This window comes from Micromonospora maris AB-18-032, from assembly GCF_000204155.1.
Lineage (GTDB): Bacteria > Actinomycetota > Actinomycetes > Mycobacteriales > Micromonosporaceae > Micromonospora > Micromonospora gifhornensis.
This window is the reverse complement of record NC_015434.1, coordinates 5,783,736-5,809,692: the sequence shown is the minus strand read 5'-3', so window position 1 is coordinate 5,809,692 and position 25,957 is coordinate 5,783,736. Positions and strand designations below refer to the sequence as shown.

Sequence of the window (25,957 nt, the reverse complement as noted above, 5' to 3'; positions counted from 1 at the left end):
AAGATGAGCATGAGTAAGTTGCATCCCGCCGGCCAGCTGCCGGCAGGCCACCGGGCGCACGTACGAGCGGACGGCATCCGGGTGGTACGCGGTGGGCGGGTCGTGCTGTCCGACGTCAGCGTGACCGTTTCGGCCCGGTCCCGCCTGGCCGTCGTCGGCGAGAACGGCCGGGGTAAGACGACGTTGCTGCACGTGCTGGCCGGGGTGGCCGCGCCCGATCAGGGCACGGTGGACCAGGCCGGCACGATCGGCCTGGCCGAGCAGGCGCTCCAGGCACGCGACGGCGAGACGGTCGGCACCCTCGTCGCGGCCGCGACCCGCGAGTCCCGCCGCGCGTTGCGGGCGCTCGACGACGCCACGGCGGCGCTGACCGAGGGGCTGGCCGGCGCGGAGGACGCCTACGCCGCCGCGCTCGACGCGGCCACCCGACTCGACGCCTGGGACGCCGAGCGGCGCGTCGACGTGGCGCTGGCCGGGCTGGACGCCTGCACCGACCGGCAGCGCCCGCTGGCCACGCTCTCGGTCGGTCAGCGTTACCGGGTCCGCCTGGCCTGCCTGTTGGGGGCCCGCTACGACCTGCTGATGCTGGACGAGCCGACAAACCACCTCGACGCCGGCGGGCTGGCCTTCCTCACCGGACGGTTGCGCGAGCATCCGGGCGGAGTCGTGGTCGTGACGCACGACCGGGCGCTGCTGCGCGACGTGGCCGTGGAGTTCCTGGACCTCGACCCCAGCGAGGACGGACGACCGCGCCTGTTCGCCGGCGGGTACGCCGGTTGGCAGGAGGGGCGCCGTCGGGAGCGCGAACGCTGGGAACGGGAGTACGAGGCACAGCAGGTCGAGCATCAGCGGCTGGCCGAGGCGGTGAACGAGGCGCAGCAACGGCTGAGCACCGGTTGGCGTCCGGAGAAGGGCCACGGCAAACACCAGCGCCAGTCGCGCGCCCCCGGTGTCGTCCAGGCACTGCGGCGCCGGCAGGAGGACCTCGCGGCCCACCAGCTCACCGTGCCGGAGCCGCCGCTGCGACTGCGCTGGCCCGAACTCGGCACCCGGACGCGGTCACCGATCCTGCGCTGCACCGCCGTCACGGTGACTGGGCGGCTGCGGCACGCCGTCACCCTCACCATCGACGGTGAGGACCGGCTGCTGGTGACCGGCCCCAACGGGGCGGGCAAGTCGACGCTGCTCGCGGTGCTGGCCAGGCAGCTCGAACCGTCCACCGGCGAGGTCCGTCACCTGCCGCAGGCCCGGGTCGCGTTGCTCGGGCAGGAGGTGCCGGACTGGCCGTCGGACGTCCTCGCGCACGAGTTGTACGACCGGTACGTCGGCCGACTCCAGTCCGCGGGGCGGCTCGGCGACCGGGACCGGCTGCCGCTGACCGCGACAAACCTGCTCGACCGGGAGGCCCTGCGGACCCCGGTGGGGCGGATGTCCCAGGGGCAGCAACGCCGGTTGAACCTCGCGCTGCGACTCGCCGAACGGCCGGACCTGCTGATCCTCGACGAGCCCACCAACCACCTGTCGGCACCGCTTGTCGACGAGTTGACCGCCGCCCTACGGGAGACCTCGGCCGCCGTGGTCGTCGCCACCCATGACCGGCAGATGCTCGTCGACCTCGCCGACTGGCCCGTCCTGTCGCTCGCCGACCCGCCGGAGGCGCCCTGACGCTCCATCCGTTCAGCAGGCCACGTTGATGCCGCGGGCGCGCAGGAAGGGTGCCGGGTCGATCTGGTTCCACATCTGTCCCTGGTGCACCTCGAAGTGCAGGTGCGGACCGGTCGAGTCGCCGGTGGAGCCCTCCAGGCCGATGGTCTGCCCGGTGCTGACCTTCTCGCCCACGCTCACCCTGGCGGTGCTCAGGTGGGCGTAGTGGGTGAGGTAGCCGTTGCCGTGGTCGATGACGACGGAGATGCCGTAGCCGTCGCCGACGTCACCGGCCTTGGTGACGGTGCCGCCGAACGCGGCACGGACCGGGGTGCCGGCCGGCAGGGCGAAGTCGATGCCGGCGTGCAGGGTGCCCCAGCGGGGGCCGTAGCACGAGGTGATGGCGGCACCCGCCATCGGAATCACCCAGCCCGAGGTCGCGCTCTTGGTGGCCTTCGGGCTGGGCTTGGCCGTCGGGCTGGCGCTCGCCGACGGGGTCGGCGTCGGGCTGTTCGTCGCGCTGGGGGCGACGAGGTCGCGGGCCGACCGGTCGGCCCGGGCGGCGGCGGCGATGCGGGCGGCCTCGGCCTCGGCCTGCGCGTCGAGCGAGACCGGGCTCGGTGTGGGTTGGCCGTCGCGGGTCGCCACGGCGACACCGCCGAGGCCGACCAGCGCGACCGCGCCGATGACCAGGCCGCGGTCGCGCCAGCCGACCTGACGTCGGTGTCGCACCGGAGCGTTGGGGATCTTCCGGTACGGGGTGGAGTTGTCGTCCTGCACGGGCGGACCTCACGGGATCGAAGTGGCACGTGACCTCGAAATCCTGGTGTCGAACCGCCGTGCGGTGGGTACCGGGGGTGGACGGGCCGGTGCGGCACCGCCGGGTGGCTGTCCGCGTCTGTCCGACGCCGTGGTCGACTGTCCGGATCCGCCGCGGGCCGGTGTTATGGCATCCGCCACAGTCGCTGCTGTGAGCTGGGACACTTTGCCGCCGGGGCGCACAGACAAAACCGCCCGGATCATGCGATCCGGGCGGTCATCAGGCCTTACTGGTGGTCAGGAGTCGGCTACCTCGCTGTAAATTGCCTCGACTTGCAGCTTGATGTCCACTCCGCGCTCCTGGAGCCACGGCACCGGGTCCAGAGGCTGGCCCTTGACATGGACCTCCAGGTGCAGGTGGGAGCCGTACGAGTGGCCGGTGTTGCCGACCAGACCGAGCTGGTCGCCGGCCTTGACCTGCTGGCCCTCGCGGACGCTCAGCGCCGAGGAGTGGCCGTAGATCGCCTCACTGCCGTCGGCGTGCTGGACGATGACGGCGTAGCCGTAGCCGCCGAACCAGCCCGCCTTGGTGACCTTGCCCTCGTGGATGGCGACGTACGGGGTGCCCTCCGGCGCGACCAGGTCGATGCCGGTGTGCAGCTTGCCCCAGCGCATGCCGTACGGCGAGTTGAAGTCGTAGCCCTGAAGGGGGAGCAGCCAGACGCCGGAGTCGGCGACGATCTCCGAGGCGCCTCGGCCGTCGCGGGATGCGCGCTCGGCAGCATCGGCCCGGTCCGCCGCGCCCTGGCTGCTGATCGACGCCTGCTTGAGCTCGTCCAGCACGGACGGGTTGACGCTCTTGGCGTCCGGCAGGGCTCCCGCGCCCAGGGCCACCACACCGGCACCGACGAAGGCGGTGGTGACGACCGCGGCGTAGCGGCTGCGTGGGGGGGTGGGTACGCGACGGCGGCCGCGATATCTATCGGGCTCAGACGACAGGCGCTGGCGCACGCACACCCTCCGTTGTCGGGGTTCCGATGCGGACTGGCCCGCACCCGGACCGAGGTCCGAGTGTGGCTGGTTCCGCGTCGTCACCCGTCCGTAGACCTGATGACAACCGTGGACACGGTAGCCAACCGTCAGGCGAGTCACAAGCCGGAGCGCCGAACTCGCTGCTCCATTCTGTCCCTTTCCGTCCCTGATTGTCAGGCCTTTGGGTCACGACAGGGTGCCCTGGTTATCGTCCGTTCGTAGCGCACCGTGACCGATCGGCTGAGTCGTCCTCCTTGACTCGTCCGGCATCGGTCGTGGCGATTCGGGGTGCGCCGATGTCGCCGAGTGCACGCCCGTGGCCACTGTGATGCTCGCCCCGGTTTCCCGGGCTCGTCCGCGCGGGTTACCGTTCGTTCAGGTGATTGCCGCGGAGCCGGTGAAAGGGATGCGCAGATGAGCTCTCGTGTTCGGGTCGTCGTCGCCAAGCCGGGCTTGGACGGCCACGATCGTGGCGCCAAGGTGGTGGCCCGCGCGTTGCGTGACGCCGGCATGGAGGTCATCTACACCGGCCTGCACCAGACGCCGGAGCAGATCGTGGAGACCGCGATCCAGGAGGACGCGGACGCCGTCGGCCTGTCGGTGCTCTCCGGCGCGCACATGACGCTCTTCCGGCGGGTGATCGAACTGCTCGACGAGCGCGACGCCCGGGACATCGTGGTCTTCGGCGGCGGCATCATCCCGGACGCCGACCTGCCGGAGTTGACGCAGCTGGGTGTGGCCAAGATATTCACCCCGGGCGCGACCACTCAGTCCATCGTGGAGTGGGTCCGGGAGAATGTCGCGCAGCCGGTGGGCTGAGTTTCCGACCGGCTGGTCGTACGCCGTCGAATCATCACGGCGTACAGCGGCTTGAGGGCACAGAGTGAGGGGCCGGACGCACCCCTCACACGTCCGGCCCCTCTATGCACGATGCCCCGCCGCCACCCCTCGACCGACAGGGCATCGGCCGCTTTCGTGTCCTCGCGCCTTCCAGCGCGCCGACATCAGACTCAACGACGCCCTTTCGGCGGGGTTACGCACCATCGCCGAGATCCCTGCCCGAGCTGGCAGGATCGCTCGTTCGGGTGACCTTGCCGTCGGTCCTGCCGCAGGCTGCGGGCGGCGTCCGCGGGGGGCTGTGGATTACCGCACACCGCGCACCCGCTCGGTTGCCCGCCGTGCCGTCATCGCTAGGCTGCGCGCAATGGCCTGTTTCAACTTCCACTGATGTCAGGCATCGCACTGTTTTCTTTCCATACGCTGGTGGCGGCGCGACGGTGCGCCGCAGAGACGGGACGGGACGCGCAATCGTGGACCTGTACGAATACCAGGGGCGGGACCTGTTCGAGCGGCACGGCCTGCCCGTGCTCGCCGGCGGCGTCGCTACGACCCCAGAGGAGGCCCGCGCGATCGCCGAACGCCTCGGCGGCCGGGTGGTCGTCAAGGCACAGGTGAAGGTCGGCGGCCGAGGCAAGGCCGGTGGCGTCAAGCTGGCCGAGGGCGCGGAGGAGACGGTGGCCCGCGCCACCGACATCCTCGGCATGGACATCAAGGGTCACACGGTCCACAAGGTCATGATCACGGTGACCGCCGACGTGGCCGAGGAGTACTACTTCTCGTACCTGCTCGACCGGGCGAACCGCACCTTCCTCTGCATCGCCAGCGTGGCCGGCGGCATGGACATCGAGCAGGTCGCCGCCGACACCCCGGAAAAGGTCGTCAAGGCCCCCATCGACGCGGTCAAGGGCGTCGACGAGGCCAAGGCGCGGGAGATCGTCGAGGCGGCCGGCTTCCCGGCCGAGGTCGCCGACCAGGTCGTCGAGACCGCGGTGGGCCTGTGGCAGGCGTTCGTCGCCGAGGACGCCACCCTGGTCGAGGTGAACCCGCTGGCCAAGACCAAGGACGGCAAGCTGCTGCTGCTGGACGCCAAGGTCTCGCTCGACGAGAACGCCGGCTTCCGGCACCCGGATCACGAGGCCCTGGTCGACCAGGCCACCGTGGACCCGCTGGAGCAGGCCGCCAAGGAGAAGGACCTCAACTACGTCAAGCTCGACGGCGAGGTCGGCATCATCGGCAACGGCGCGGGTCTGGTCATGTCGACCCTCGACGTGGTCGCCTACGCGGGCGAGCGGCACGGCAACGTCAAGCCGGCCAACTTCCTCGACATCGGTGGCGGCGCGAGCGCCGCGGTGATGGCAAACGGTCTGGAGATCGTGCTCTCCGACCCGTCGGTGAAGAGTGTCTTCGTCAACGTCTTCGGCGGCATCACCGCCTGCGACGCGGTCGCCAACGGCATCGTCCAGGCGCTGGACCTGCTCAAGCAGCGTGGCGAGGAAGTCACCAAGCCGCTCGTCGTACGCCTCGACGGCAACAACGCCGAGGCCGGTCGGGCGATCCTCGACGGCGCGAACAACCCGCTCATCGAGCGGGTCGACACCATGGACGGCGCGGCCGAGCGGGCCGCCGAGCTGGCGGCTGCGGGGGTCTGATCATGGCAATCTGGCTGACCAAGGAATCGAAGGTCATCGTCCAGGGGATGACCGGCTCCGAGGGTTCCAAGCACACCCGGCGGATGCTCGCCGCCGGCACCAACGTCGTCGGCGGCGTCAACCCGCGCAAGGCGGGCACTACCGTCGACTTCGACGGTGCCGAGCTGCCGGTCTTCGCCAGCGTCTCCGACGCGATGAAGGAGACCGGCGCCGACGTCACCGTCATCTTCGTACCGCCGCAGTTCACCAAGGGCGCGGTCATCGAGGCGATCGACGCCGAGATCCCGCTGGCCGTGGTGATCACCGAGGGTGTACCGGTGCACGACACCGCCGCCTTCTGGGCGTACAACGTTGCCAAGGGGGAGCGGACCCGCATCATCGGGCCGAACTGCCCGGGCATCGCCTCGCCGGGCGCCTCCAACGCCGGCATCATCCCGGCCGACATCACCGGCGCCGGCCGGATCGGCCTGGTCAGCAAGAGCGGCACCCTGACCTACCAGATGATGTACGAGCTGCGCGACATCGGCTTCTCGACCTGCGTCGGCATCGGCGGTGACCCGATCATCGGGACCACGCACATCGACGCCCTGGCCGCCTTCGAGGCGGACCCGGACACCGACGCGATCGTGATGATCGGTGAGATCGGTGGCGACGCCGAGGAGCGGGCGGCCGAGTTCATCAAGGCCAACGTCACCAAGCCGGTGGTCGGCTACATCGCCGGCTTCACCGCCCCGCCCGGCAAGACCATGGGCCACGCCGGTGCGATCATCTCCGGCTCGGCGGGCACCGCCGACGCCAAGAAGGCCGCGCTGGAAGCGGTAGGCGTCAAGGTCGGCAAGACGCCGACCGAGACCGCCAAGCTGATGCGGGAGCTGATGTCCGGCCGCTGACCGGACCGCTGAACCGCGCTGAGGGGCTGACCGTCCGGTCGGCCCCTCAGCGGTTCCAGTACGGGTAGTTCCCGGTCGCCTGCAGGATCAGGCTCAGCACGATGTTGAGCACACCGAGGCCGATCGCCACGTAGCCCAGCACCGGAGACTGGTGGTAGCGCCGCGCGTCGCGGATCGACAACCAGCCGAAGACGATGCCGAGGATGCCGCAGCAGAGCAGGCCCGTCACGATGCCCAGCACACCCCAGAGCGTGGTGCGGTCCCGACCGGCCGGGCGCGAGGGCGGCGGCGGTGGCGGTGGATACGGAGTGGTCACGGCTTCCCTCCGGGCGCTAGCTGCCGCGACACGGATCACGGCTCCTTGCTGCCGAGGCTAGAGCAGTACCTGTGGCGTCACACGCGATAAGAGCAACTAGGTGTCCCGCCGGTGTGGTGTCGGTCAGCCGACCCGGGCGCGGCATGCCAGAGTAGAACCGATGTCTTTCGTCACCCCTGACCAGCCCCGGCGGGCCACCGAAGCCCGGGACGCCGGCAGTCGGCCGCCCGGTCGTGCCGGCCCGCCGCGCCGGGTGCCGCTGCCCCGTGGCGGGCCCACCGGCCGCAACCACGCGCCGCTCGTGGTCGCCGCCCTGGTGGCCGCCGGTGGCGCCGCCCTCACCTCCTGGCTGCCGGTGGCGCTCGTGCTCTGGTTGTTCCAGCTCAGCGAGGGTGCCGCCAGTCTGCTCGGCGCGGTGCGCGCGGGGACGGCAGGTTGGCTGCTCGGGCACGGGGTGCCGCTGGAGACCGCCACCGGGCCGTTGGGTCTGGCACCGCTCGCGGTGACCGCCCTGGCGGTGTGGCGGTTGTCCCGGGCCGGGGTGCACGTCACCCGTGCCATCGGCGCGCGGGGCAGCCGCTCACCGGGTCGCACCCTCGTCGCCGCGGTGGCCGTGGGCGTCGTGTACGCCCTGCTCGGTGTGCTGGCCGCGATGCTGGTCGGGGCCGGTGGGCTCGGCGTGTCGACGGTGCGGGCCGGGCTCACCTTCGGCGTGCTCGGCGTGCTCGCCGCCGGGGTCGGCGCGGCGCGCACCAGCCGGCTGTCCGACCTGCTCGCCGCCCGTACGCCGAAGCCGCTGCGCGACGGTGTGCAGGCGGGGTTGGTGGCCGGGCTGGTGCTGCTCGGGGCGGGGGCGGCGGTGGCGGGACTGGCCGTGGCGACCGGCGGTGGTGACGCGGCCGACCTGATCGGCGCCTACCGCACCGGGGTGGCCGGTCAGGCCGGCATCACGCTGGTGAGCCTGGCCTACGCGCCGAACGCCACCGTCTGGTCGACCAGTTACCTGCTCGGCCCGGGCTTCGCCGTGGGCACCGACACGGCGGTACGGACCAGCGAGGTCGCCGTCGGCGCGCTGCCGGCCCTGCCGTTGGTCGCCGGGTTGCCCGGTGGGCCGGTCGACGGCTTCTGGTCGGCCACCATCCTGGCGCTCCCGGCCCTGGTGGGGCTGGCCGTCGGTGGGCTGCTCGCCCGCCGCCTGCTCCGCGCGGCCGCCGTCGAACGAGCACCGCTGGGCTGGGGTGCGCTGCTGTTTCCGGCCGTGCTGGCCGGGCCGGTGACCGGTCTGCTGATGGGTGCGGTCGCCGAGGCGTCCGGCGGGCCGCTCGGCGCGGGTCGGCTGGCCGAACTGGGCCCGGTCGGTTGGCAGGTGGCGCTCGCGTCAACTGTGGTCATCGGCGCGGGTGCGCTGCTCGGTGCCGCCGCCACCCGCTGGCTCACCCGGCTCACCGCCTGACACCGCCAGCCGGCCGAGGGCCGGAATGCCGGCAGGAAGGCCGACCGGGTCGAGACGGCGAACGGCGGTGATCCCGGGGGACCACCGCGTGTCGCCTGCATGGACGTGGACCGTTCAGTGGCCGGCGAGCCGTCGGGACTCGAGTACGGCGGCGAGGACGTAGGCACCGCCGCCGGCGAGGGCGAGGATCCAGTACGGCCCGGGCGTGCTGAGGAAGAGCGCGGCGGTGGAGACCACGGCGAGCCAGCTGCCCAGCGCGTAGTGCAACACGTTGCGGCGGGCGGCGCCCTCGGCGAGATAGATCAGGCCGACGATGAACGCCGAACCGCTCGGCCAGAGGATGGTGTGCAGCTCGGGCATGTCGAGGGTGGTCGCCAGGCCGGTGATGACGAAGAACAGGCCGGTGAAGCCGGTGACCCAGGCGATGCCGAGGAGCTTGCCGGAGAGCAGCTCGGCTCGTCCGGCACCGCGCTGGGCGCGGGTGGCGGCGACCGTGGCCGCGACACTGCCGGCCACGATGCCGGCGGCGAGCAGGGTCATGGGCAGCCATCCGGGCAGGTCGACCAGCGGGTCGGCACCGCTGGAGAGCGCGGCGGCACCGTGCCCGAGCAGGTAGGCGACGGCGAAGCTGGCGTACGGGATCCGGTTGTCGACCCGGTCGACCGTGCTGGCGGTCCCGGCCACGGCGGGCGGGGCGATGGTGACGGCGGACATGTCGAGGTACCTCCGGTACAGAGCGGATGTTCGGGGCAGGACGGCCGTCCGGCGGGGCGGCGGCGGTCAGACGGTCGCCGGTCGGCGTGTGGTCGCGGCCGGGAGTCCGCCGAGCAACGCGGCGGTCTCCCGCAGTGACTCGTCGAGTGGTTGGTGGCGGAGACCGAAGGTCTCGGTGGCCGCGGTGGAGTCCATGACGAACGGCCTGTCGAACTGGTACGCCGTGGTCTGGAACTCGCGCAGCATCGCGGAGAGCAGGCCGGCGGCGCGGAAGACCGGGCCGGGGATGGTGGTGAGCTTCGGCGCGGGTGCCCCGACCACCTCGGTGAACCGGGTGGCGAGTTCCCGGATCGTCAGCGGTGCCGCGCTGGGCACGTGCCAGGCGCGGTTCCACGCCCGCTGGTCGGTGGCCGCGGTGATCAGCATCGCCGCCATGTCGTTGATCGAGGTCCAGGTGTGCGGTACGTCGAGCGGGCCGGGCACGAAGGCGCGACGCCCGGCGAGCAGCGGCTTGCCGAGCAGGAAGCTGAAGATCGACTGCGCCTGGAGGTAGTCGCTGCCACGCACCTCGGTGACGGCGCGGATCCGCCCGGCGCGCTGGGCGGCGAGGGCGGCCCGCCACATGTCGGCCCGTACCTTCAGCTTGGGGTGGGTGGCGGCGAGCGGGGTCTGCTCGGTCATCGCACCGGTGACCTCGCCGTACCCGTAGAGGCAGCCGGTGACGACCAGGGGCGCGCCGGAGCGTTCGGCGGCGGTGAGCAGCGCGTCGGCCATCGGCGGCCAGTCGGTCAGCCAACGGTGGTAGGCGGGGTTGAGGCAGTTGTAGATCGCGGTCGCCCCGTCGGCCAGCTCGCTGAGGCGGTCGGCGTCGACCGCGTCGGCGGCGAACCGTTCGATCCGTGGGTGGTCCGGGCCCCGGCCGGAGCGGCTGACGATGCGGACCTGTTCGCCCTGCTCGGCGAGCTGGCGCGCGGTGGTCGAGCCGACCAGGCCGGCGCCGACGATCAGGTGTGCGGATGTGGCCACGGGAGTCCCCTCTCGAAATGGAGAGCAGTGCTCTCCGTCGAGAGCTATGTTCGCGGATGTGAGCCCCTGCCGTCAAGAGCAGTGCTCTCGAATGTGTGCGACACTCACTGTCATGCCTGCTGCCAGCATCCGGGCTCGGGCCCGAGCCGAGATGATCAACGAGATAAAGGCGATCGCCCGCCGGCACCTCGCGGCGGAAGGGGCGAACCTGTCGTTGCGCGCCGTCGCCCGGGACATGGGGATGGTCTCCTCGGCGATCTACCGCTACTTCCCCAGCCGCGACGAACTGCTCACCGCGTTGATCGTGGACGGCTACCACGCGCTCGGCGACGCGGTGGCGGCCGGCGACGCCGAGGTCACCGACCGCACCGACCTGCGCGGCCGGTGGCTCGCGGCCTGTCACGCCGTACGCCGCTGGGCGCTGGCCCATCCCGCCGAGTACGCCCTGCTCTTCGGTAGCCCGGTCCCCGGCTACGCCGCGCCGCAGGAGACCACCGTGGCGGCGGTCCGGACGCCGACCGTCCTGATCGGGATCCTCGCCGACGGGTTCGCCGCCGGTGCCCTCAGCGACCCCGGTGACCTGCCCGGGCCGGTCCAGGCCGACCTGGCCGCCGTCCGCGGCGGGTTCTTTCCCGGCGTCCCCGAGGCGCTGCTCAGTCGCGGCGCCACCGGTTGGATGTCCTGCTTCGGCGCGGTGAGCTTCGAGCTCTTCGGTCAGCTCGACGGGTTGATCCAGGCGCGGGAGGAGTACTTCGACCACCAGATGCGCCGGATGGCCGACCTGATCGGCCTGCCCGGGTAGCTGAGGGGCCGGCGGAGTCAACGGAGTCCGTCACGCCGGCCCGGTGGACGACCGAGGGGCGTCCCGGTTGTCCGGAACGCCCCTCGATGCGGGTGTGCTCAGCGCTACGTCAGGCTGACGTTCACCACCAGCAGCACGATCTGGAGCACGCCGAACAGTGCGCCGACGCCACCGCAGATCAGGCCGGTGAGCGCCTGTCCGGAGTTGTTGGCCAGACCCTGGTCCGCCTTCTGCTTGCCCAGCCAGCCGGTGATCAGCGCGGCCGCACCCAGCGGGATGCCGAGGTAGCAGCAGGACAGCGGAATCGACGCGATGCCGAGGATCATCGACAGCAGGCCGAGGGTGTTCTGTGGGCCGCTGGGACCGCCGAAGCCGGCCTGCGGGTACATCGGTGCGCCACCGTACGGCTGCTGCGCGGCGTACGGGTCGGCGTAGGGCTGACCGTACGGCTGGCCCGACACCTGCGGCTGGCCGTAGGCCGGTTGCCCGTAGGCGGGCTCCTGCCCGTACGCCGGGGGCTGCCCGTACGCCGGGGGCTGGGCGGCCGGCGGCGGCGCGTACGGGTCGTAGGGGGCGGGCGAGACCGGCGGCGGGCCGGAGGGCTGCTGACCGTACGGGTCCGCCGGAGCGTTGTCGGCCGGCCCGTACGGGTCCGCCGGTGGGGTGTACGGATCCGCAGGCGGCGTGTACGGGTTGGCCGGCGGCGGCGCGTACGGGTTGGCCGGCGGCGGGGCGTACGGGTTGGCGGGCGGCGAAGAGGTCGGGTCCCCGTACGGCGGCTGCTGGCCGTACGGGTCCTGACCAGGGTTACCGGGCTGCATCCGGAATCAGTAGCTCATCGCGCTGTTGCCGCTGATGGCACCGAGCAGGCTACCGCCCACGCAGCAGACCAGGACGATCGCGATCCAGGCGATGCCGACGATCAGGGCCCACTTGGACCACTTCTTCGACTCGGCCGCCGCGGCCTGCGCACCGGCGTAGTCGCCCTGCTGGAGCAGCGGGTTGACCTTCGAGGCGTTGATGATCGCGGGGATGGCCAGCGGCCAGAAGAGGAAGATGGCGACGATCGACATTGTCATGTTGTTGTCGACCTGCTGGGGTGGCTGAGAGGGGTATCCGGGCTGCATGTCGATGCGCTCCTCAGGTTGCTGTCGCTGGTGGGTGCGGGCCGGACGTGCGCCGGGCCCGAGCGACCGGCAGCGTACCTGGTCCACGCGAATTCGGCAGTCGCCGATCCGGTCCCGCCCAGCGTCCGGACGTCGGTCGACGGCCCGATAGGGTGTGCCGGTGAACGAGCCCGCCCGTATCGTCGTGCTGATCTCCGGTTCCGGAAGCAACCTTCAGGCGCTGCTGGACGCGACCGCTGACCAGGCGTACGGGGCCCGGGTGGTCGCCGTCGGCGCGGACCGCGACGGCATCGCCGGGCTGGACCGGGCGACCGCCGCGGGTGTGCCGACCTTCGTGGAGCGAATCTCCGATCATCCGACCCGGGAACAGTGGGATGCCGCGCTCACCGCCCGGGTCGCCGAGCACCGGCCGGACCTGGTGATCTCGGCGGGCTTCCTGAAGCTGGTCGGTACGCGTTTCCTCGCCGCCTTCGGCGACCGCTACCTCAACACGCACAACACCCTGCTGCCGGCGTTCCCCGGCATCCACGGCCCGCGTGACGCCCTCGCCTACGGCGTGAAGGTCACCGGGGCGACCCTCTTCTTCGTCGACGCCGGGATGGACACCGGCCCGATCGTCGCGCAGGTGGCGGTGCCCGTCCACGACGACGACGACGTCGACACGCTCACCGAGCGCATCAAGGAAGCCGAGCGGCAGCAACTCGTCGAGCAGGTGGGCCGGCTGGTCCGCGAGGGCTGGACGATAACCGGAAGAAAGGTCACAGTTCCGTGAGTTCCACTGAGGATGGGCGCCGCCCGATCCGGCGGGCACTGGTAAGCGTCTACGACAAGACCGGGCTGGTCGAGTTGGCCCAGGCGCTGCACGCCGCCGGGGTGGAGATCGTCTCCACCGGCAGCACGGCGTCGACGATCGCCGGTGCCGGCGTACCGGTGACCCCCGTGGAGCAGGTGACCGGCTTCCCGGAGATCCTCGACGGCCGGGTGAAGACCCTGCACCCGAAGATCCACGGCGGGCTCCTCGCCGACCTGCGCAAGGACGCCCACGCCGCCGCGCTCGACGAGCACGGCATCGCCGGGATCGACCTGCTGGTGTCCAACCTGTACCCGTTCCAGGCCACCGTCGCCTCCGGGGCGAGCCAGGACGAGTGCGTCGAGCAGATCGACATCGGTGGCCCGGCGATGGTGCGGGCCGCCGCCAAGAACCACGCCTCGGTGGCGGTGGTGACCGACCCGGCCGCGTACCCGCTGCTGCTGGCCGCGCTCGGCGACGGTGGCTTCACCCTGGCGCAGCGCCGGGCGCTCGCCGCCCGCGCCTTCGCCGACATCGCCGAGTACGACGTGGCCGTGGCCGACTGGTTCGCCACCACCCTCGCCCCGTCCGCCGACGGCTGGCCGCAGTTCGCCGGGCAGGCGCTGCGCCGCCAGGCGGTGCTGCGCTACGGCGAGAACCCGCACCAGGGCGCGGCCGTCTACGCCGACCCGGCGAGCCCGGCCGGGCTGGCGCAGGCCGAGCAACTGCACGGCAAGGAGATGTCCTACAACAACTACGTCGACGCCGACGCCGCCTGGCGGGCCGCGAACGACTTCGCCGACCAGCCGGCGGTGGCCATCATCAAGCACGCCAACCCCTGCGGCATCGCGGTCGGCGCGGACGTGGCCGACGCCCACCGTAAGGCCCACGCCTGCGACCCGGTCTCCGCCTTCGGCGGCGTCATCGCGGTGAACCGGCCGGTCTCGGTCGAGTTGGCCGGGCAGATCGCCGAGATCTTCACCGAGGTCGTGGTGGCGCCCGGCTACGAGCCCGGCGCGGCCGAGGTGCTCCAGGCCAAGAAGAACATCCGGCTGCTGCGGGCACCGGAGTTCCGTCCGCTGCCGGCCGAGTGGCGGCAGGTCACCGGCGGCGTACTTGTGCAGCAGCGCGACGCGATCGACGCAGGCGGCGACGACCCGGCGACCTGGCGGTTGGCCACCGGTGAGGCGGCCGACGAGGCCACCCTGGCCGACCTGGCGTTCGCCTGGCGGGCGGTACGCGCGGTGAAGAGCAACGCCATCCTGCTGGCCCGCGACGGCGCGACCGTCGGTGTGGGCATGGGCCAGGTCAACCGGGTCGACTCGGCCCGCTTGGCGGTCAGCCGGGCCGGTGCCGACCGGGCCGGCGGCGCGGTCGCCGCCTCGGACGCGTTCTTCCCGTTCGCCGACGGTCCGCAGATCCTCATCGACGCCGGCATCCGGGCCATCGTGCAGCCCGGCGGCTCGATCCGCGACGAGGAGGTGATCGCCGCCTGCAAGCAGGCCGGCGTCACCATGTACCTCACCGGCACCCGGCACTTCTTCCACTGAGCTGGGCGGTTAACAAGGGCCCCTTCCTATACGCGAGGCGTTAGGAAGGGGCCCTTCCTTACTCCCGGAGTGCGGCGAAGTGGCAGGCGGAGGGGTGCGGGTCGGCGGCCCGTGGCACGGCCCGCGGGTCCTCCAGGGCGCAGACCTCCTGCGCCTTCCAGCAGCGGGTCCGGAAGTGGCAGCCGCTCGGCGGATCGGCCGGGCTGGGCACGTCACCGGTCAGCCGGATGATGTCACGGCGGTCCCGGGCCTCCGGGTCGGGCAGCGGCGCGGCGGAGAGCAGCGCCTGGGTGTACGGATGGGTGGCCCGCTCGTAGATCTGCTCCTCGGTGCCGATCTCCACGATCCGGCCGAGGTACATCACCGCGATCCGGTCGGAGATGTGCCGGACCACCGACAGGTCGTGGGCGATGAAGATGTACGACAACCCGAACTCGTCCTGGAGTTCCTCCAGCAGGTTGATCACCTGGGCCTGGATGGAGACGTCGAGGGCGGAGACCGGCTCGTCGCAGACGATCACCTCGGGTCGTAGCGCCAACGCCCGGGCGATGCCGATGCGCTGCCGCTGACCGCCGGAGAACTGGTGCGGGTAGCGGTTGATGTGTTCCGGGTTGAGCCCCACCACGTCGAGCAGTTCCTGGACCCGCTGCTGGCGGCTGCCCTTCGGCGCCGCCTCCGGGTGGATCTCGAACGGTTCGCCGATGATGTCGCCGACCGTCATCCGCGGGTTCAGCGAGGTGTACGGGTCCTGCATGACCATCTGCATGTTGCGCCGGATCCGACGCAACTCGCCGCCGGAGGCGGCGAACAGGTCGCGCCCGGCCAGGGTGGCCCGCCCGGCGGTCGGACGCTCCAGCCGCATCAGCAACCGGGCCAGGGTGGACTTGCCGCAGCCCGACTCGCCGACGATGCCCAGCGTCTCGCCCCGGCGCAGGTCGAAGCTGACCCCGTCGACCGCCTTGACCGCGCCGACCTTCCGCTTGAACAGCACCCCCTGGGTGATGGGGAAGTGCTTGACCACGTTGTCGACGTCGAGGATCGTCTCGCCCCGGATCTTGGTGGGGTCAGCTGGCGCGGTCATCGTGTACCTCCTGCGCGAAGTGACACGCGCTGGTCCGGCCGTCACCGAGGACCAGGTCGTGCGGCACCACGTCCACACAGACCTGCTGCACGTACGGGCAGCGGGGGTGGAAGGGGCAGCCGCTGGGGATGCGCATCAGGTTGGGCGGCAGCCCCCGGATGGTGGAGAGCTTCCCGCCGCGCTGGTCCAGGCGCGGGATCGACTCCAACAACCCCTTGGTGTACGGGTGGGCAGGCGCCCGGTACAGCGATCGGACGTCGGCGTGCTCGACGATGCGGCCCGCGTACATGACCGCGATCCGGTCCGCCACGTCGGCGACCACACCCAGGTCATGGGTGATCAGGATCAGCGCCATGTTCAGGTCGCGCCGCAGGTCGGCGAGCAGATCCATGATCTGGGCCTGCACGGTGACGTCGAGTGCGGTGGTCGGCTCGTCGGCGATGAGCACCTTCGGCTCCATGGCCAGCGCCATGGCGATCATGACCCGCTGCCGCATGCCCCCGGAGAACTGGTGCGGATAGTCGTCGAGCCGACTGGCCGCCCCCGGGATCTGCACCAGTTCCATCAGCTGCACCGCGCGGCGGCGGGCGTCGACCCGGGACATGCCGAGTCGCTGGCGCAGCGTCTCGCCGATCTGCCAGCCCACCGGAAACACCGGGTTCAGCGCGGACAGGGCGTCCTGGAAGATCATCGCGATCTCCTTGCCGCGTACCTGCCGGCGCTGCTCCTCGGGCAGCTCCAGCAGGTCCCGACCCTGGTAGCGGATCTGCCCGGAGCTGATGTGGGCCGGCGGCGTGTCCAGGATGCCCATGATCGCCTGGGCGGTGACGGACTTGCCGGAGCCGGACTCGCCGAGCACGGCGAGCGTCTCGCCGGGGTCGAGGTGATAGCTGACCCCGTTGATCACCTTGGCCACCCCCTCGCCGGTACGGAACTCGATGTGCAGGTCCCGTATCTCCAGCAGGTGCCCACCGGGCGGGGTCGGCGAGGCCGGCGTCGGCGGTGAGGTCGGCGTTGACATGGTCGGTCACCGCAGTTTCGGGTCGAAGGCGTCGCGGATCGCGTCGCCGAGCATGATGAACGCCAGCACGGTCAGGGCGAGGAAGGTCGACGGCACCACCAGCGGGGTGGCCGACTCCCGCATGTGCACCCGACCGTTGTTGATGTCGATGCCCCAGGAGATGGTGGGTTCCTTCAGCCCGATGCCGAGGAACGACAGGGTCGCCTCGGCGGCGATGAACGAGCCGAGGGCGATGGTCAGCACCACGATCGCCGGGGCCAACGCGTTCGGCAGGATGTGCCGCCACATGATCCGACCGTTGCCGGCGCCGAGCATCCGGGCCGCGGCCACGTAGTCCTGCTGCCGGGCGGTGATCACCGAGGACCGGACGACCCGGGCGGCGGTGGTCCAGCCGAGCACCGCCAGCACGAAGATGACCGAGCCGAGGCGTACCGTGGCGCTGTCGCTGGCCACCCGCTTGAGCAGCACGATCGCGGCCAGCAGCAGCGGGATGCCGAGCACGATGTCGACGATCCGGGAGAGCACCGCGTCGACCCAGCCGCCGAAGTAGCCGGCCAGCATCCCCACCACCAGCGCGATCACCCCGGTGAGCAGCGCCGAGAGGGCGCCGACCAGCAGCGAGGCCCGCGCGCCGTAGACCGCCCGGGCGTACGTGTCACAGCCCTGGAAGTCGTACCCGAAGATGGCCCCGCCGCTCGGGGCGGCATGCTGCCGCGACAGGACGCAGTCCGCCGGATCGTTGCTGGTGAACAGCCCGGGCGCGACGGCCATCGCGGTGACCAGCAGCACCAGCACCAGGCTGATCCAGAAGATCGGTTTGCGGCGCAGGTCCCGCCAGGCGTCGCCGGCCAGACTGCGGGGGCGGCCCGGTTGGCCGACCCGTCCCGGCGTGCCGGGCTCGCCCGACACTCCCCGCCGCGCGGCCTGGTTCTCCGAGGACGCCACCGTCTCGAAGTCACTCATAGCGGATCCTCGGGTCGAGTACGGCGTACAGGATGTCCACCACCAGGTTGGAGACGAGGTAGACCACGACGAGCACGCTGACGATCCCCACCACCAGGGGACCGTCCTCGGTACGGATGGCGCGGAAGAGGTTGAAGCCGACGCCCGGGATGTTGAACACGCCTTCGGTGATGATCGCGCCGCTCATCAGGTTGCCCAGTTCGACGCCGAGGAAGGTGATCACCGGGATCAGCGAGTTGCGCAGCACGTGCACGCTGACCACCCGCCGCCTCGGCAGGCCCTTCGACCGGGCGGTACGGACGTAGTCGGCCCGCAGGTTCTCCGCCACCGAGGTACGGGTCAGCCGCAGCGCGGTGGCCAGGGAGAGCGAGCCGAGCACGATGCCGGGCAGCAGCAGCGCGTAGAAGCTCGGGTCGGCCCCGGAGGTGGCCGGGAAGAGTTGCCACTTGACGCCCAGCAGGTACTGCGCGAGCGGGGCGAGCACGATGGTCGGGATGCCGAGCACCAGCAGCGTCAGCAGCAGGGTGGAGTTGTCGAAGATGCTGCCGCGCCGGATGCCGGCGAGCACCCCCGCGGTGACCCCGAAGATGACGGCGACCGCGATGGCGATCAGCGCCAACTTGATGGTGACCGGCCAGGCGTTGGCCAGGATCTCTCCGATGGACCGGCCGGTGAGCGACTCGCCCAGGTCACCCCGGACCAGGTTCTTCAGATAGTCGAAGTAGCGGTAGAAGAAGCCGCCGACACCGGTCGCGTCCAGGTGGTACTTCTCGGTCAGGTACGCCCGCTGTGCGGCGGTCACCGGACGCTCACCGGCCAGTGCCTGGATCGGGTCGCCCTGCCCGGCGAACATCAGGGCGTAGACGATCAGCGTGGTGCCGAAGAAGGCCACGACCATCTGGAGCAGCCGCCGCACGATGAAGCGGAACATACTTGGCAGTCTCCCTGAAAAGGGGCGAATGCCGTGGCGGCTCGGGTCATCACGTGATGACCCGACCCGCCCGTCTGTGCGTGTGTTACTTGACTACCTCGATCTTGACGAGGTCGACCCGGTCGAAGAGGTCCACCTCGACGTTCTTCACCTTCGTCGAGTGCCCGAAGTTGTTCTGGCCGAACCGCAGCGGCACGACCGGCATGTCCTGGGCCAGCAGGTCCTCGGCGGCCTGGTACTTCTTGATCGCCTCTTCCTCGCTCGGCGCGCTGACGCCCTCGGCGAGCAGCTTGTCGAACTCGGGGTTGCTGTAGCCGTAGTAGTTCGACGACCCGTTGGTGCTGAACAGCGGGCCCAGGTAGTTCTCCATGGACGGGTAGTCCATGATCCAGCCCATCCGGAACAGGCCCACGGGCTGCTTGGCCTTCACCTTGGTCAGCAGGTCGGCGAACTTCGGCTCGGCGTTGCCGACGCAGTCCACGCCCAGGTTGGCCTTGAGCTGGTTGCAGGTGGCGTCGATCCAGTCCTTGTGGCCACCGTCGCCGTTGTACGACAGGGTGATCTTCGACGGGCCGCCGGCGGACTCGTACAGCTCCTTGGCCTTGGCCGGGTCGAACTCGCCCGCGGTGCCGACGGTGTTGTCCCGGTAGCCGGCGACCACCGGCGAGACGAACGAGCGGGCCGGCTGCTGGGAGTCCTTGAAGATCGACTTGGTGATCTCGTCACGGTCGATCGCCATCGAGATGGCCTTGCGGACGTCCGGGTTGCTGAACTCCTCCTGGAAGGTGGGGAAGGCCAGGAAGTGCAGCGACGAGGCCGGGCTCTGCTGGAACCGGTCACCCAGGTCGACGGAGGCCGTCGACAGGTTCTCGGTCGGGATGGTCTTGATCACGTCCAGGTTGTCCGACAGCACGTCCGCGTACGCGGCGGTCAGCTGCTGGTAGATCCGGAACTCGACGCCGGCCACCTTGGGCTGCTCGCCGGGGAAGGCGTCGTACCGCTCGACCTCGACCTTGGCGTCGTGCTGCCAGGTGCCCTTCATCTTGAACGGACCCTGACCGATCGGCGCCTGCTCGTACCCCTCGGCCAGCACGCCGGGCGCGGAGAAGGCGGCCTTCGGCAGCGGGTAGAAGGCGGTGTAGCCGAGGATCGACTTGAACTCGCTGTACGGCTGGGACAGCGTGACGGTGAAGGTGTGGTCGTCGACCTTCTTCAGCCCGCTGAGCGTGGTGGTCTTCGGGGTCTCGCCCTGGAGGTCGTCGAAGCCGGCGATCTTCTCGAAGAAGTAGCTGGAGTTCTGGCCGTTGGGGGCGTACGCGCCGTAGTTCCAGGCGTCGATGTAGTTGTCGGCGGTGACGTCCTCGCCGTTGTGGAAGGTGTAGCCGTCCTTGAGCTTCACGGTCCAGGTGGTGTTGTCCTCGGACGTGATCGACTCGGCCGCCACCTCGTACGGCTTGTGCGCCTCGTCGTAGTCGACAAGTGGGCTGAACAGGGCGGACAGCACCTGCGAGCCGCTCGTCTCGTTGGTGTTGGTCGGCACCAGGTGTTGCGGTTCGGCGATCTCGATCCGCACCGCCGCGTTGGGGTCACTCTCGCCGGATCCACCGTTGCCGCCCGAGCCGCAGGCCACCAGGCCCAGGGTCACCGCGAGCGGGAGGGCGGTCCAGGCTGCGAGCCTACGAACACGCATCAAGCCTCCTCATCTCCTTACGCAGCGCAGTCAGGCCCGGCGTTGGGTGACTCTGCGCAACGAGTGGCAACGGTAGGTCGCGGGCTGTGGGTCGACAACGTGCCGGCCGCCCGCCAGGATCGGTACGTTGTCGGACAGCTGCCCTCGTGCTACACGCTTTCGTCGGGTGAAGCCAGACATCAGGCGATAAAACCATGCGAGGTATCGCCGGAGCCGGGCGGCGCTGGCATCGACCGGTAGCCATCGGTCCGGTCGTCACGCTGGGGAGGTTCCGGCCCGGCCGTCCGGCTCGGGCGGGATGCCTGCCGAAACTAGTTACTCATAGTGACAATGGGCACGTTGCTGAGCGTGATCACAGGTCTGGTGTGGGGGAGCTGGAGTGGTCCGCGCAAACCGGCCGCACGGGTCGTGAGACGATCGGAGGCGTGACGGCGACGCTTCTGGACGGCAAGGCGACCGCAGCCGAGATCAAGGACGAGCTGCGGGCACGGGTCAAGGCACTGGCGGAGCGGGGCATCGTCCCCGGCCTCGGCACGGTGCTGGTCGGCAGCGACCCCGGCTCCCAGGCGTACGTCAACGGCAAGCACCGGGACTGCGCCGAGGTCGGCATCGCCTCGATCCGGCGGGAGCTGCCCGCCGACGCCACCCAGGCCCAGGTCGACGAGACGCTCGCCGAGCTGAACGCCGACCCGGCCTGCCACGGCTACATCGTCCAGCTGCCGCTGCCCGGGCACCTCGACACCCAGCGGGTGCTGGAGCTGATCGACCCGGACAAGGACGCCGACGGCCTGCACCCGGTCAACCTGGGCCGGCTGGTGCTCGGGTACGACGCGCCGCTGCCGTGCACCCCGCGCGGCATCGTGGAACTGCTGCGCCGGCACGACGTGCCGCTGCGAGGCGCCAAGGTCGCGGTGGTCGGCCGGGGCAACACCGTCGGGCGTCCGCTCGGCCTGCTGCTCACCCGGCGCAGCGAGAACGCCACGGTGACCCTGTGCCACACCGGCACCCTCGACCTCGCCGCGCACACCCGCGCCGCCGACATCGTCATCGTCGCCGCCGGCGTACCCGGCCTGCTCACCACCGACATGATCACGCCGGGTGCGGTGGTGGTCGACGTCGGCATCACCCGCGTCATCGGGTCGGACGGCAAGGGCCGCTACACCGGCGACGTGGACCCGGAGGTCGCCGAGGTGGCCGGCAAGCTCGTGCCGATGCCCGGCGGCGTCGGCCCGATGACCCGCGCCATGCTGCTCACCAACGTCGTGGAGCGCGCCGAACGCGGCTGAGGTGTAAGGAAGGGCACCTTCTTAACGCCTCCGGTAGAGCAGGGGCCCCTTATTAACACCTGGAGCGGTGGAACGAAACCCCCGAGCTGCTCATAACCGTCCGCCCCTGGCCCGATCGGTGCCACCATGGCTGATACGGTCCGGAAAACCGACTGGTATCAGGGAGTGGGACGACCATGGGTAAGAAAGTCACTGTCGTCGGCGCCGGTTTCTACGGCTCCACCACCGCGCAGCGCCTGGCCGAGTACGACGTCTTCGACACCGTCGTGATCACCGACATCGTGGAGGGCAAGCCCGCGGGTCTCGCCCTGGACCTCAACCAGTCGCGGGCCATCGAGGGCTTCGAGACCAAGGTCGTGGGCGTCACCACCGGGCCGAACGGTGAGGGCTACGAGGCCATCGAGGGCTCCGACGTGGTGGTCATCACCGCCGGCCTGCCCCGCAAGCCGGGCATGAGCCGGATGGACCTGCTGGAGACCAACGCGAAGATCGTCCGCCAGGTCAGCGAGAACGTCGCCAAGTACGCCCCGAGCGCCGTGGTGATCGTGGTCTCCAACCCGCTTGACGAGATGACCGCGCTGGCCCAGCTCGCCACCCAGTTCCCGCACCAGCGGGTGCTCGGCCAGGCCGGCATGCTGGACACCGCCCGGTTCAGCAACTTCGTGGCCGAGGCGCTGAACGTACCGGTGAAGACCGTCAAGACGCTGACCCTCGGCTCGCACGGCGACACCATGGTCCCCGTGCCGTCCAAGAGCACCGTCGACGGCAAGCCGCTGCGCGAGGCGATGCCCGCCGAGCAGATCGAGGAACTGGTCGTCAAGACCCGCAACGGTGGCGCCGAGGTCGTGGCGCTGCTCAAGACCGGCTCGGCGTACTACGCCCCGTCGGCCGCCGCCGCGCGCATGGCCAAGGCTGTCGCCGAGGACTCCGGCGAGGTCATGCCGGTCTGCGCCTGGGTCGACGGTGAGTACGGCATCTCCGGCGTCTACCTCGGCGTCGAGGCCGAGATCGGCGCCCAGGGCGTCAAGCGGGTTGTCGAGACCGACCTCGACGCCGACGAGTTGGCCGCCCTCAACGAGGCCGCCGAGGCCGTCCGCGCCAAGCAGGCCGACGTAGCCTCCATGTAATCCCCGGCACCCCCTTTGCTGAGTTGATCAAGAGGTTTGCATCTCGGAGGAATCGATCCGAGACGCAAACCTCTTGATCGTCAGGGGGAGGGGTGGGTTGGTGAGGGCGGGGGGTTGATCAGGGTGGTCAGGGAGTCGAGGACTCGGGTCAGGCCGAAGGTGTAGGCGTGGTCGGGGTGGTAGGCGGCGTTGTGGGCGGCGCCTGCGGCGGCACCGACCCGGACGGCGGTGGGGTAGCGCCGTTCGTCGAGGACCTCGGCCAGCAGGGGGGCGTTCGCGGTCCACCACTGTTCGTCGGTCCAGGCGCTGGCCTGCCGTGCGGATCGCGCCTCGGCCGCGGAGCGGGCGGCGGCCCGGACGAAGTCGAGGACGAAGGTCAACGCGGCGTCCCGGGTCACGTCGTCCAGGCCGGTGTCGTCGAAGGCACGTAACTCGTACTCGTACTTGGCCATCAGGCCGGGCCCGAGCGGTGGCCGGCCGGTGGCCACCTCGGCGGCCCACGGATGGGCCGCGAAAAGCTCCCGGTTGTCCTGGGCGAGCGCCGCCACCCGGGTACGCCACGGCTCGCCGGACCGGTCCGGCCGCGGCATGTCCGCGTAGAGCGCATCCAACATCAGGTCGAGCAGCTCGGCCTTGCCCGGCACGTACGTGTAGAGCGTCATCGGTGCCACCCCGACGGCCTTGGCGAGCGCCCGCATCGTGACCGCGTCCAACCCTTCACGGTCGGCCAACTCGATAGCGGCGCGGACGATGTCATCCAGCGAGCGGCCCTGGCGTGGGCCGCGACGCGGGCCGTCCTCGGTTCGACGCCAGAGCAGTCGCAGGGTGTGGGCGGGATCTCCGCCTCCGGTGTGGTGGTCGGGCACCCTCAGATCTTCGCAGGCCAAATCATCGTACGCAGTACGTTGTACAATGTACGAAGATAAAGTTCCCGTGCTCAGGGAGGGCATGTGCAGATCACCGGATCGGCCATCTCGCTCAACGTCCAGGACGTCTCGGCCTCCGCCGAGTTCGTCAAGCAGCACTTCGGGTTCCGGGAGGAGATGTCGGCCGACGGGTTCGTCTCGCTGGCCCGCGACGGGGTCGGCTTCAACCTGATCTTCCTGCGTACCGGCCTGGCCAGCCTCCAGCCGCCGATCCTGAAGGAACAGCAGGCCCAGGGCGTGCTCGTGGCCTTCGTGGTGGACGACATCGACGCCGAGTACGCCCAGATCCAGGCCGCCGGTGTGCCGATCACCACACCGATCCAGACCGAGCCCTGGGGCGAGCGCTTCTTCCAGGTCACCGACCCCAACGGAGTGATCCTCCAGCTGGTGCAGTGGATGCACAGCCCCGAGCAGGCCGGCTGAGTGCGGCACTGACGGCATGTTCCGGGCCCGGTGGGGTAATTCCGCGCCGGGCCCGGCGGCCCGCCTGGCCGCGAGCCCGCCGACCGCGACCGGCGTCGGTCGTGCCTTGAGTGGGCCGGTCAGCGGCGGGTGGTCGGCCAACCGGTGGCCGCGACGTTCCTGCTTCGGGCGGGTCCAGTACGCTCGTACTGCTTGAGCATGTGTCCCCCGAGAGGAGCGCCGGCCGATGGCGAAGATCAAGGTAAACAACCCGGTCGTGGAGCTCGACGGCGACGAGATGACCCGGATCATCTGGAAGCAGATCCGGGAGCAGCTGATCCTGCCCTACCTCGACGTCGACCTGCACTACTACGACCTGTCGATCCAGCACCGCGACGCCACCGACGACCAGGTGACCGTCGACGCCGCCAACGCCATCTCCGAGCACGGCGTCGGCGTCAAGTGCGCGACCATCACCCCGGACGAGGCCCGGGTGGAAGAGTTCGGGCTGAAGAAGATGTGGCGGTCGCCCAACGGCACCATCCGCAACATCCTCGGCGGCGTCGTCTTCCGCGAGCCGATCATCATGTCCAACGTGCCGCGGCTCGTCCCCGGCTGGACCAAGCCGATCATCATCGGCCGGCACGCCCACGGCGACCAGTACCGCGCCACCGACTTCGTCGTGCCCGGCCCCGGCAAGGTGACCATCACCTACACCCCGGCCGACGGCGCGCAGCCCATCGAGATGGAGATCGCCAACTTCCCGGGCAGCGGCATCGCGATGGGCATGTACAACTACGACGACTCGATCCGGGACTTCGCCCGGGCGTCGTTCCGGTACGGCCTGGACCGCGGCTACCCGGTCTACATGTCCACCAAGAACACCATCCTCAAGGCGTACGACGGCCGGTTCAAAGACATCTTTGCCGAGGTGTTCGAGAACGAGTTCAAGGCGGAGTTCGACGCCGCCGGCCTCACCTACGAGCACCGGCTCATCGACGACATGGTCGCCGCCGCGCTCAAGTGGGAGGGTGGCTACGTCTGGGCCTGCAAGAACTACGACGGTGACGTGCAGTCCGACACCGTCGCGCAGGGCTTCGGCTCGCTCGGCCTGATGACCTCGGTCCTGCTCTCGCCCGACGGCCGCACCGTCGAGGCCGAGGCCGCCCACGGCACCGTCACCCGGCACTACCGGCAGTGGCAGAAGGGCGAGAAGACCTCGACCAACCCGATCGCCTCCATCTACGCCTGGACCCGGGGCCTGGCCCACCGGGGCAAGCTGGACGGCACCCCGGCGGTCACCGAGTTCGCCAACACGCTGGAGCAGGTCATCGTCGACACCGTCGAGAGCGGCCAGATGACCAAGGACCTCGCGCTGCTCATCTCGCGGGACGCCCCGTGGCTGACCACCGACGAGTTCATGAACACGCTCGACGAGAACCTGGCGCGCCGCCTCGCCGCCTGATTTCCGTCGTACTCAGCCCGCCGGCCTCAGCGCCGGCGGGCTCGTTCATTTCACCGCCCACCCCACCAGCTTCGTCCGTGGCCCGGCTGGCTACCGGCGGTCGGCTGCGGGACGCGGGCGGTCAGCGTGTCCGGGCGACACACGCCAACCAGCGTCACCTGCCCCGGCGCGCCTCGTTGACCTGGGTGGACGAGATGCCAGTCCCGTCCCTGGAAGGTTGATCGTCGCCGCCGTGCGGCACGAGTGCCCAGCCAGCCTTCCCGGCTGTCGAGCACAGCCAGCCGTCCCTTCCCTGCGGGGGGCCCTGTCCCGGGCCCCCCGCGCCCTGTCCTGGGCCCCGTCTCGACTCGGGCCATCTCGACTTGGGTTCCGTCTCGTCTTGAGCCCCAACTCGGCTTCACCGCTGGGCAACGCGTCCGCCCGCCCGGCAGAACCCTCACCACTGGGCCCTTTGCTCTGCTTCACCCCACGCA

The 25,957-nt window shown here is 70.6% G+C and carries 25 protein-coding genes; 12 read left to right on the top strand and 13 right to left on the bottom strand.

The window, feature by feature from the left end; genetic code table 11:
- Window positions 1-3 precede the first annotated feature (3 nt).
- Window positions 4-1,665 carry an ATP-binding cassette domain-containing protein gene (locus VAB18032_RS25650; protein ID WP_193386272.1) on the top strand — a complete coding sequence of 554 codons (1,662 nt, stop codon included), beginning with the start codon at window positions 4-6 and terminating at the stop codon, window positions 1,663-1,665.
- Window positions 1,666-1,677: 12 nt separating this feature from the next.
- Here the strand turns inward: VAB18032_RS25650 and VAB18032_RS25645 are convergent, their stop codons facing one another.
- Complete coding sequence (locus tag VAB18032_RS25645) at window positions 1,678-2,424, bottom strand: M23 family metallopeptidase (RefSeq protein WP_013735845.1); 747 nt, start codon at window positions 2,422-2,424, stop codon at window positions 1,678-1,680.
- 276 nt (window positions 2,425-2,700) lie between these two features.
- Entirely contained in the window at window positions 2,701-3,414 is a 714-nt protein-coding gene (locus tag VAB18032_RS25640) for a M23 family metallopeptidase (RefSeq protein ID WP_013735844.1), read from the bottom strand.
- A 435-nt stretch (window positions 3,415-3,849) separates the two neighbouring features.
- On the opposite strand from VAB18032_RS25640, the gene icmB reads away from it, so the two are divergent.
- The 3 genes from icmB to sucD all read left to right on the top strand — a co-directional run bounded on the left by icmB (window position 3,850) and on the right by sucD (window position 6,814).
- Complete coding sequence (gene icmB / locus VAB18032_RS25635; protein WP_013735843.1) at window positions 3,850-4,254, top strand: coenzyme B12-dependent isobutyryl CoA mutase small subunit; 405 nt, start codon at window positions 3,850-3,852, stop codon at window positions 4,252-4,254.
- 491 nt (window positions 4,255-4,745) lie between these two features.
- Window positions 4,746-5,924 carry an ADP-forming succinate--CoA ligase subunit beta gene (gene sucC / locus VAB18032_RS25630; protein WP_013735842.1) on the top strand — a complete coding sequence of 393 codons (1,179 nt, stop codon included), beginning with the start codon at window positions 4,746-4,748 and terminating at the stop codon, window positions 5,922-5,924.
- 2 nt (window positions 5,925-5,926) lie between these two features.
- The gene (sucD, locus tag VAB18032_RS25625) at window positions 5,927-6,814 is read left to right on the top strand and encodes a succinate--CoA ligase subunit alpha (protein ID WP_013735841.1); all 888 of its coding nucleotides are present in this window, start codon (window positions 5,927-5,929) and stop codon (window positions 6,812-6,814) included.
- A gap of 46 nt (window positions 6,815-6,860) precedes the next feature.
- Here the strand turns inward: sucD and VAB18032_RS25620 are convergent, their stop codons facing one another.
- Window positions 6,861-7,130 (bottom strand): hypothetical protein, encoded by a 270-nt coding sequence (locus tag VAB18032_RS25620; RefSeq protein WP_013735840.1) that lies wholly within the window; start codon window positions 7,128-7,130, stop codon window positions 6,861-6,863.
- Window positions 7,131-7,290: 160 nt separating this feature from the next.
- Here VAB18032_RS25620 and VAB18032_RS25615 point away from each other — a divergent pair, with 160 nt between their 5' ends.
- The gene (locus tag VAB18032_RS25615) at window positions 7,291-8,583 is read left to right on the top strand and encodes a cell division protein PerM (RefSeq protein ID WP_013735839.1); all 1,293 of its coding nucleotides are present in this window, start codon (window positions 7,291-7,293) and stop codon (window positions 8,581-8,583) included.
- Window positions 8,584-8,697: 114 nt separating this feature from the next.
- On the opposite strand, the gene VAB18032_RS25610 is transcribed toward VAB18032_RS25615, so the two are convergent.
- Complete coding sequence (locus VAB18032_RS25610) at window positions 8,698-9,297, bottom strand: hypothetical protein (protein WP_013735838.1); 600 nt, start codon at window positions 9,295-9,297, stop codon at window positions 8,698-8,700.
- Window positions 9,298-9,363: 66 nt separating this feature from the next.
- Window positions 9,364-10,323 (bottom strand): NAD-dependent epimerase/dehydratase family protein, encoded by a 960-nt coding sequence (locus tag VAB18032_RS25605; protein ID WP_013735837.1) that lies wholly within the window; start codon window positions 10,321-10,323, stop codon window positions 9,364-9,366.
- A 112-nt stretch (window positions 10,324-10,435) separates the two neighbouring features.
- Between VAB18032_RS25605 and VAB18032_RS25600 the strand changes: the two genes are divergently transcribed.
- Complete coding sequence (locus VAB18032_RS25600) at window positions 10,436-11,125, top strand: TetR/AcrR family transcriptional regulator (protein WP_013735836.1); 690 nt, start codon at window positions 10,436-10,438, stop codon at window positions 11,123-11,125.
- Between the two features lie 104 nt (window positions 11,126-11,229).
- Here the strand turns inward: VAB18032_RS25600 and VAB18032_RS25595 are convergent, their stop codons facing one another.
- Window positions 11,230-11,946 carry a DUF4190 domain-containing protein gene (locus VAB18032_RS25595; protein WP_013735835.1) on the bottom strand — a complete coding sequence of 239 codons (717 nt, stop codon included), beginning with the start codon at window positions 11,944-11,946 and terminating at the stop codon, window positions 11,230-11,232.
- A 6-nt stretch (window positions 11,947-11,952) separates the two neighbouring features.
- Window positions 11,953-12,252, bottom strand: coding sequence for a CD225/dispanin family protein (locus tag VAB18032_RS25590; RefSeq protein ID WP_013735834.1), 300 nt, complete (start codon window positions 12,250-12,252; stop codon window positions 11,953-11,955).
- A gap of 154 nt (window positions 12,253-12,406) precedes the next feature.
- Between VAB18032_RS25590 and purN the strand changes: the two genes are divergently transcribed.
- Window positions 12,407-13,024, top strand: a complete 618-nt coding sequence (gene purN / locus VAB18032_RS25585; RefSeq protein ID WP_013735833.1) for a phosphoribosylglycinamide formyltransferase — start codon at window positions 12,407-12,409, stop codon at window positions 13,022-13,024.
- Window positions 13,021-14,592, top strand: a complete 1,572-nt coding sequence (purH, locus tag VAB18032_RS25580) for a bifunctional phosphoribosylaminoimidazolecarboxamide formyltransferase/IMP cyclohydrolase (protein ID WP_013735832.1) — start codon at window positions 13,021-13,023, stop codon at window positions 14,590-14,592. The genes purN and purH overlap by 4 nt, the downstream gene beginning before the upstream one ends.
- Window positions 14,593-14,650: 58 nt before the next feature.
- Here purH and VAB18032_RS25575 read toward each other — a convergent pair whose 3' ends face one another.
- The 5 genes from VAB18032_RS25575 to VAB18032_RS25555 all read right to left on the bottom strand — a co-directional run bounded on the left by VAB18032_RS25575 (window position 14,651) and on the right by VAB18032_RS25555 (window position 20,278).
- Window positions 14,651-15,673, bottom strand: coding sequence for an ABC transporter ATP-binding protein (locus tag VAB18032_RS25575; protein ID WP_013735831.1), 1,023 nt, complete (start codon window positions 15,671-15,673; stop codon window positions 14,651-14,653).
- Window positions 15,657-16,694 carry an ABC transporter ATP-binding protein gene (locus VAB18032_RS25570; protein ID WP_013735830.1) on the bottom strand — a complete coding sequence of 346 codons (1,038 nt, stop codon included), beginning with the start codon at window positions 16,692-16,694 and terminating at the stop codon, window positions 15,657-15,659. Before VAB18032_RS25570 ends, VAB18032_RS25575 begins: the two co-directional genes overlap by 17 nt.
- Before the next feature lie 6 nt (window positions 16,695-16,700).
- A complete protein-coding gene (locus VAB18032_RS25565) occupies window positions 16,701-17,657 on the bottom strand; it encodes an ABC transporter permease (RefSeq protein WP_013735829.1) in 957 nt (318 codons plus the stop codon).
- Complete coding sequence (locus VAB18032_RS25560) at window positions 17,650-18,588, bottom strand: ABC transporter permease (RefSeq protein ID WP_013735828.1); 939 nt, start codon at window positions 18,586-18,588, stop codon at window positions 17,650-17,652. Before VAB18032_RS25560 ends, VAB18032_RS25565 begins: the two co-directional genes overlap by 8 nt.
- 85 nt (window positions 18,589-18,673) lie before the next feature.
- On the bottom strand, window positions 18,674-20,278 hold the full coding sequence (locus tag VAB18032_RS25555; RefSeq protein ID WP_013735827.1) for a peptide ABC transporter substrate-binding protein: 1,605 nt from the start codon (window positions 20,276-20,278) through the stop codon (window positions 18,674-18,676).
- A 425-nt stretch (window positions 20,279-20,703) separates the two neighbouring features.
- Between VAB18032_RS25555 and VAB18032_RS25550 the strand changes: the two genes are divergently transcribed.
- Together VAB18032_RS25550 and VAB18032_RS25545 are read left to right on the top strand one after the other, a co-directional pair.
- Window positions 20,704-21,564: a bifunctional methylenetetrahydrofolate dehydrogenase/methenyltetrahydrofolate cyclohydrolase gene (locus VAB18032_RS25550; protein WP_013735826.1), complete on the top strand. Its 861-nt coding sequence runs from the start codon at window positions 20,704-20,706 to the stop codon at window positions 21,562-21,564.
- A 176-nt stretch (window positions 21,565-21,740) separates the two neighbouring features.
- Window positions 21,741-22,691: a malate dehydrogenase gene (locus VAB18032_RS25545; RefSeq protein ID WP_013735825.1), complete on the top strand. Its 951-nt coding sequence runs from the start codon at window positions 21,741-21,743 to the stop codon at window positions 22,689-22,691.
- A gap of 80 nt (window positions 22,692-22,771) precedes the next feature.
- Here VAB18032_RS25545 and VAB18032_RS25540 read toward each other — a convergent pair whose 3' ends face one another.
- Entirely contained in the window at window positions 22,772-23,563 is a 792-nt protein-coding gene (locus VAB18032_RS25540; RefSeq protein ID WP_198408981.1) for a TetR/AcrR family transcriptional regulator, read from the bottom strand.
- A 78-nt stretch (window positions 23,564-23,641) separates the two neighbouring features.
- Here VAB18032_RS25540 and VAB18032_RS25535 point away from each other — a divergent pair, with 78 nt between their 5' ends.
- Both VAB18032_RS25535 and VAB18032_RS25530 read left to right on the top strand, forming a co-directional pair.
- On the top strand, window positions 23,642-24,040 hold the full coding sequence (locus tag VAB18032_RS25535) for a VOC family protein (protein WP_013735823.1): 399 nt from the start codon (window positions 23,642-23,644) through the stop codon (window positions 24,038-24,040).
- Window positions 24,041-24,266: 226 nt separating this feature from the next.
- Window positions 24,267-25,484 carry an NADP-dependent isocitrate dehydrogenase gene (locus VAB18032_RS25530; protein WP_013735822.1) on the top strand — a complete coding sequence of 406 codons (1,218 nt, stop codon included), beginning with the start codon at window positions 24,267-24,269 and terminating at the stop codon, window positions 25,482-25,484.
- Window positions 25,485-25,957 lie beyond the last annotated feature (473 nt).